This is a genomic window from Arhodomonas sp. KWT (genome assembly GCF_010993615.1).
This window is the reverse complement of sequence record NZ_WNXE01000162.1, coordinates 1-5,313: the sequence shown is the minus strand read 5'-3', so window position 1 is coordinate 5,313 and position 5,313 is coordinate 1. Positions and strand designations below refer to the sequence as shown.

The window sequence follows — 5,313 nt, the reverse complement described above, 5'->3', positions numbered from 1 at the left end:
TGCGGCTGGAACAAGCCGGAGTACGACGCCCTCGGCATGACCATGCCGGACGACCACGAGACCCGTTACCGCTTCGGCCAGGAGTGGTTCGATATCGCCCGCAAACTCTGGACCGAGACCGAGCCGTTCGACTGGGATGGCGAGTTCTACCAGCTCAAGGGGACCTACAGCCTGCCGCTGCCGAAAACCGACAAGGTGCCGATCTTCAACGCCGCCGGCTCCCAGCACGGCCGTGACTTCGCCGTGCGCAACGCCGACTACCTGTTCACCCCGGCCATCGACCTGGACAAGTCCAGGGAGGAGATCGCCGCGATCAAGGGGCAGGCGGCCGCCGTCGGGCGCAACCTGGGGCTGTTCACCCTCTCCTACGTGGTCTGCCGGCCGACCAACAAGGAGGCGGAGGAATACCACCACTACTACTCCCAGGAGAACGCCGACTGGGAGGCGGTGGACAACATCATCAACCTGATGTTCGCCCACGCCGAGTCCTTTCCCAAGGAGGTAATCCGGTTGCTGCGCGACCGCATGGCCGGGGGCCACGGCGGCTACCCGCTGGTCGGCGACCCGGACACCGTCGCCGACGGCATCCAGCGTCTCTACGAGACCGGGTTCGCGGGGACCACGCTGGCGTTCGTGGACTACGTCGAGGAGTTCCCCTACTTCCGCGACGAGGTCCTGCCGCGCCTCGAGGACCGAGGCCTGCGACTGCCCGTGGCCAGTGCGGCATGACTGCCATGCACGATACCCACACCGCCATGGCGGCACTGTCGGCGGTGATCGCGGGCGAGACCTTCAGCCAGTTCGTCGATGCCGCCGAGTTCCGCGGCGGCATGCGCGGCATCGCCGCGCCGGTGGCACTGGCGACGACCCGGGGGCCGGACGGCCCCGCGGGGCTGACGGTAACCTCGTTCTGCTCGCTGAGCGCGAACCCACCCCGGATGCTGGTCTGCGTCAACCGCGACAGCAGCACCTACCCGGTGATCGCCGATGCCCGCGTGCTGGCCCTCAACGTCCTCGCCTCGCAGCACGAAGCGCTCGCCATGCGTTTCGCCTCCGGCGATGCCGCCTGCCGCGGCAGGGCACGTTTCGACGAGGGCCGCTGGACACGGTTGCGCACCGGTGCGCCGGTGCTCGAGGACGCCCTCGTCGGCTTCGACTGCCGGGCCGTACATGTCCACGAGGAGGGCACGCATGGCATCATCGTCGGCGACGTGGTCGCGACCACGGGCAGCGGCGAGAGCTCGCCGCTGCTCTACCGCGACGGTCACTTCGTCACCAGCACGACGCCGGCACCGGACGGACGCTGAGCGCACGGCGCTCGCCGGCACATCCGCCACACCCACCCGAGAGGCGAGGAGAACGCCATGCAGCGAGAGCATGCGGCGCCCGGACACACGACGGCAACACCGGCGCTCGACGACGCGGCCCTGGACCGGATCTTCCGCGAGGCACGGACCTACAACGGCTGGCTCGACCGGCCGGTCACCGACGAACAGCTCCGCGAGATGCATGCCCTCGCCACCATGGGACCGACCAGCTTCAACGGCTGCCCGATGCGGGTCGTGTTCGTACGCTCGCCCGAGGCCAAGGAACGGCTGGCGCCGGCGCTGATGAAGAGCAACGTCGACAAGACCCTGTCCGCCCCGGTCACGGCCATCGTCGCCCACGACCTGCGCTTCTGGGAATGGCTGCCCTGGCTGAACCCGCACAAGGACGTCAGCGGGCTGTTCCGCGACAGCCCGGCCTTCGCGGAAACCACGGCGTTCCGCAACGGCAGCCTCCAGGGGGCATACCTGATCATCGCCGCACGGGCCCTCGGGCTCGACTGCGGGCCGATGTCCGGCTTCGACCCGGCAATGGTGGACGAGGCCTTCTTCGCCGGCACCAGTATCCGCACCAACTTCCTGTGCAACATCGGCTACGGCGACCCGGACACCGTGTATTCACGCAACCCGCGTCCGGCCTTCGACGAGGCCTGCCGCATCGAGTGAGGCAGGCGTGCCGAACGCCGCCGCCGACGGTACAATGGCCGTCATGAGCACGCCCCTGGTGACACTGATCGCGGCGATGACGCGCAACCGCGTGATCGGCGCGAGCGGCTCGCTGCCCTGGCAGCTGCCCGCGGACATGCGCCACTTCGTGGCGCACACCCGCGGCAAGCCGGTGGTCATGGGCCGGCGCAACCACGACGACATCGGCCGGGCGTTGCCGAAGAGGCATAACATCGTGATGAGCCGCGACCCGGCGTTCACGGCCCCCGGCTGCACGGTGGCCGGTTCCGCCGAATCCGCCCTGGCGGCGGCCGGCGACGTTCCCGAGGTCATGATCATCGGCGGCGCCGAGATCTATGCCCTGTTCCTGCCCCGCGCCCGGCGCATCGAGCTCACCGTGATCGACACCGAGCTCGACGGGGACACCCGCTTCCCCGCGCTCGAAGCCGGCTGGCGGGTCGTCGACGAGCGGCACCGGGGGGCCGACGCCGACAACCCGTGGCCGCTGACCTTCCAGCGCCTGGAACGCGATTGATTGCAGTGCTCACGGTGCTTGCCTATGCTGGCGCGCGAACCGGTGCCACCCGGCTCCGCCCGGGACAGACCCAACCGAGACGTTTGAGGAACAGATCCATGGTGCGCTCCCTCCTGCTCGCCGCCCTCGTCGTCGCCGTCCTGATGGCCGGTGGCTGCGCGAACACGGAATCCACCCGCCAGAGACACACCGAGCCGGGGGCACTGCCCAGCGACTACGACCCCCTGGACACGGAGGCGCACAAGGCCGACCTCAAGGACGGCGCCATTCCGTCCGTCAGCGAGCTGATCTTCGGCAAGGACGCCGCGTCATCCGGTGGCGCGGACACCCGCCGGTTGCAGCAGGAGCTCGCGCGCCTGCGTGCCGACCTGCGCCAGCGCCGTGGCACGGCGGCGCCACGCGGCCAGGCCGACGCCACCGAAACAGGCCCCGGCGTGGCGCTGCTATTCCCCAATGCCTCGGACCTCGCGGCAACCCGCGCCTATGCGGCGATGACCCGCGTCGCCGGGGAATACCCACTGGCCGCGGTCAGCCAGCAGCGCCTGCGGCAGGCCCTGGACGGCGTCGAGTGCTCGCTGGACACCCTCGCCGAGTGCGGCCCGGCGGTGGCCGCCGCCTCCGGCGCCCGAATGGTGGCGCTCATTGAGGGTGCCGCGGCCCGCGGCGGTCAGCTGCCGCTGACCGTGAGCCTGGTGGACCTCGATCTCGGCGTCCGCTACCCGGCCTACCGGATCACCCTGCCGGCCACCGACGGCGGCGCCGCCGAGCAAAGCCTCGCCGCCCTCGCGGACAGCGTCTACCTCCATGCCATCGAGCGTCTCCGCCTCGCCCCCCGCATCTTCCACGTGCGCAGCACCGGCGACGGCCGCTGGGTCATGGACCCCGAAGGCGCCCGGTTCGCCACCGGCAGCGAGCTCACCGTCCATGAGGACGGACGGGTGCTGCGCCAGGGTGGTACCCCGGTCGCGTGGATCCCCGGAGAGACCGTCGGTACGCTCACGGTTCAGGGCCGCACGGCCAACGGCCTGCTGCTGCTCGAGCGCAGCTCCGGCAAGGCACCGCAGGCGCAGGACTTCGTCCTTCCGCCGGCCGGCTGACACCAAGCCGGACCCGCCAAGCGCACCGGGCCGAGGCCCGGTGCGTTCTTTTCCGGCCTTTCCATACGCCGGCGTATTGACGCGGACGGACAGCCCGCCTATTTTCCCTGCAAAAGGGGGCATGCTTAACGCGACGGCCACACGGGCCCGCCCCCGGCACCACGACTACAAGTCAGAGCACCAGGAGGAGAGCCCATGTCCGCCCGTCATCGAGGCGCCAATCGCCTGATTATCGCCACCTCGGCGCTCACGCTCGCCGGTGCGGCGGCGAGCGTCCACGCCACAGGTTTCCAGATCCGAGAGCAGAGCGCCAAGGCCCTCGCCAACTCCCTCGCCAGCGCCGCCGCCGGCGCAGAGGACGTCAGCTTCATGGCCTACAACCCGGCGGCGCTGGGCAACATCGACGGCACCCAGGTCGCCGGCAGCCTGGCCTACATCGACGCCGAGTTCGACATGAACGATGGACGGGCCTCGCCATACAGGGTCCCGCTCAACGGCCCCGACGACGGCACCCCCTACGACGGCAGCAAGGGCAATAGTGGCGAGACCGCCCTGGTCCCCTCCTTCGCCGTCAAGACCCAGCTCAGCGACTCGCTGGACGCGGGCCTCGCCGTCTACTCGCCGTACGGTCTGTCCACCGATTACGACCATGACTGGATCGGACGCTACCAGGCCCTGGAGACGGACCTGAAGGTCGTCGATATCCAGCCGACCCTGAACTTCCGCGTCACCGATCGGCTCTCGCTCGCCGGCGGCCTGCGGGTACAGTACGCCGACGCGACCCTGTCCAACGCGCTGGACCTGGGCGGCCTGTCGAGCCCTGCCCAGCCGGGCCAGCACGACGGCTTCGCCGAGGTCACCGGCGACGACTGGGGCGTGGGCTACACCCTCGGCGCGCTGTTCCAGGTTACCGACCGCACCCGGGTGGGCGTTAGCTACCGCTCCAAGGTGGACCTCACCCTGAAGGGGGACGCCGAGTTCAGCGCCACCGACGCCACGTCACGGGCCATCCTCGCCAACGCCCAGGCCGGGGGGCAGTTCACCGACACCTCCGGTAAAGCGGATCTCACGACGCCGGCGAGCCTGAACCTGGGCATCTACCACCAGGCCACCGACCGCCTGGCGCTGATGTTCAACGCCGAGTGGACAGAGTGGAGCAGCTTTGACGAGCTGGTGGTCCGGTTCGGCGACAACACCCCGAACAGCGTGACCGAGGAGAACTGGGAGAACACCTGGGCGCTGTCCACGGGCGCGAGCTACGCGCTCACCGGCCGCTGGACGCTGCGCGGCGGTATCGGCATGGACGAGTCCCCGGTGCCGAACGCCCGGCACCGCACGCCGCGGGTGCCGGATGTGGACCGGCGCTGGCTGTCGGCCGGCGCGACGTTCTCGCCCACCGAGCGGCTATCGATCACCGGCGCATGGATGCACATCTTCTTCGACGACGGCGACGTCAACCTCGAGGACGAATCCCGCGGCAACCTCTCGGGCACCTACGAGGGCACGGCGAACGTCTTCGCCGTCTCCGCCGACTACCGCTTCTGAGCCCGCGACGAAAAAGGGCCGCCCCGCCGATGCGGGGCGGCCCTTTTCATGACGGCATCCGGATACCGGCTCAGCGCTTCATGTAATCGAAGAACTCGCTGTTGGTCTTGGTGTCCTTGAGCTTGTCGAGAAGGAACTCGATGGC

Annotated in this window: 6 protein-coding genes; all 6 read left to right on the top strand. The window is 69.7% G+C overall.

Annotation, left to right across the window (positions count from 1 at the left end; translation table 11 throughout):
• Nucleotides 1-729: LLM class flavin-dependent oxidoreductase (locus G7A99_RS15700; protein ID WP_163141823.1), on the top strand; the 729-nt coding region annotated here is incomplete at its 5' end.
• A gap of 5 nt (nucleotides 730-734) precedes the next feature.
• Entirely contained in the window at nucleotides 735-1,307 is a 573-nt protein-coding gene (locus G7A99_RS15695) for a flavin reductase family protein (RefSeq protein WP_240466305.1), read from the top strand.
• A 57-nt stretch (nucleotides 1,308-1,364) separates the two neighbouring features.
• Entirely contained in the window at nucleotides 1,365-1,991 is a 627-nt protein-coding gene (locus G7A99_RS15690) for a malonic semialdehyde reductase (RefSeq protein ID WP_163141817.1), read from the top strand.
• A gap of 43 nt (nucleotides 1,992-2,034) precedes the next feature.
• Nucleotides 2,035-2,526 (top strand): dihydrofolate reductase, encoded by a 492-nt coding sequence (locus G7A99_RS15685; RefSeq protein ID WP_240466304.1) that lies wholly within the window; start codon nucleotides 2,035-2,037, stop codon nucleotides 2,524-2,526.
• A gap of 98 nt (nucleotides 2,527-2,624) precedes the next feature.
• Nucleotides 2,625-3,623, top strand: a complete 999-nt coding sequence (locus G7A99_RS15680; protein WP_163141811.1) for a hypothetical protein — start codon at nucleotides 2,625-2,627, stop codon at nucleotides 3,621-3,623.
• A 195-nt stretch (nucleotides 3,624-3,818) separates the two neighbouring features.
• Nucleotides 3,819-5,168 (top strand): OmpP1/FadL family transporter, encoded by a 1,350-nt coding sequence (locus G7A99_RS15675; protein ID WP_163141808.1) that lies wholly within the window; start codon nucleotides 3,819-3,821, stop codon nucleotides 5,166-5,168.
• Nucleotides 5,169-5,313: the final 145 nt, after the last annotated feature.

Coding starts and splice junctions, on each gene's coding strand:
- G7A99_RS15695 (WP_240466305.1), top strand. CDS start 735: ATGCACGATACCCACACCGCCATGGCGGCACTGTCGGCGGTGATCGCG.
- G7A99_RS15690 (WP_163141817.1), top strand. CDS start 1,365: ATGCAGCGAGAGCATGCGGCGCCCGGACACACGACGGCAACACCGGCG.
- G7A99_RS15685 (WP_240466304.1), top strand. CDS start 2,035: ATGAGCACGCCCCTGGTGACACTGATCGCGGCGATGACGCGCAACCGC.
- G7A99_RS15680 (WP_163141811.1), top strand. CDS start 2,625: ATGGTGCGCTCCCTCCTGCTCGCCGCCCTCGTCGTCGCCGTCCTGATG.
- G7A99_RS15675 (WP_163141808.1), top strand. CDS start 3,819: ATGTCCGCCCGTCATCGAGGCGCCAATCGCCTGATTATCGCCACCTCG.